The following is a 1,075-nucleotide window of genomic DNA, read 5'->3' on the forward strand; positions in this document are numbered from 1 at the left end:
GCCGTTCACGATCGGGAATAGCGTCACCCAACCCTCACAGTATCAGGTCGGGCGGGATTCATTACTTGCGATCAGGCGCTGCATAGCGGTGATCACCTCGTCATGATCGATAGGCTTGGAGTAGAACTCGGCGCGTTCGGGAAGCTCGACGCTGTCGCGGGTGAAGTAGGCGGCGGTCAGGATAATCTCGATCGGCGGCCAGCGCTTGCGGATCGCCGCTGCGATCTCGATGCCCTTGCGGCTGCGCGGCATATCAAGGTCCATGTAGACGAGGCGAATATCCAAACGTTCTTCAAGGAGCTGGATGGCATCGGCACTGCTCAGCGCCTCGACTGCCTCGAAACCGGCTTTCTCGACCATGCTGATCGCATCGAGGCGCAGGATCGGTTCGTCCTCGACCACCAGCACCGGCCATCGCTTGAAGGGTTGAGACTGTCCCATGTCGTTGCGGCTACGCCTTACGCTTCCTGTATCTGGTAAAGCGGTGCCGTGGCCTGCACCGACAAACCTTGCGCCTCGTAGCGTAACTGAACGCCTCCCGAGCCGGTTAGTCCCATACGGATGATGCGCGAGCCGAAACCTTTTCGTGTCGGCTCCACCGCCGGCGGGCCGCCGCGTTCGACCCAACTCAGATCGAGTGCGTCCTTGTCACCGTCCCGACGTACCGCCCAGGTCACGGTGACTTTGCCTTCCGGTGCTGTCAGCGCGCCGTATTTGGCGGCGTTGGTCGCCAGTTCGTGGAACAACAGCGCCAGCGGCGTCGCCGATCGGTCGTCGACCGGCACGTCGTCGCCCGCCACGGTGATGCGAGGCATCTGCTCGTCCCCGCGATAGGGCTCGAACAGGTCGCCGAGCAGGCCGTGCAGCGAGTCCTGCCGTGCCTTGGGCTGGGACTGGGGACTGTGCGGACGGACGAAGTCGTGGGCGCGGCCCAGCGCGGTGATCCGGTCGCGCAGGTCGCTGGCGATCCCGCCAAAGCCCGGATGACTGCGCGCGGCAAAGGCGATCAGGCCAGAGATCACCGCGAAGATGTTCTTGATCCGGTGACTCAGCTCCTGGCTGACGATCTCGCGCT

The 1,075-nt window shown here is 63.6% G+C and carries 2 protein-coding genes; both read right to left on the minus strand.

Annotation, left to right across the window (positions count from 1 at the left end; all coding sequences use genetic code 11):
- Window positions 1-42: 42 nt before the first annotated feature.
- Window positions 43-408 (minus strand): response regulator, encoded by a 366-nt coding sequence (locus U1700_RS15240; RefSeq protein WP_332753512.1) that lies wholly within the window; start codon window positions 406-408, stop codon window positions 43-45.
- Between the two features lie 50 nt (window positions 409-458).
- A partial coding sequence (locus U1700_RS15245; RefSeq protein WP_332753513.1) for a sensor histidine kinase occupies window positions 459-1,075 on the minus strand: 617 nt, incomplete at its 5' end.

Source organism: Sphingomonas sp. RB1R13 (assembly GCF_036663775.1).
Classification (GTDB): Bacteria; Pseudomonadota; Alphaproteobacteria; order Sphingomonadales; family Sphingomonadaceae; genus Sphingomicrobium.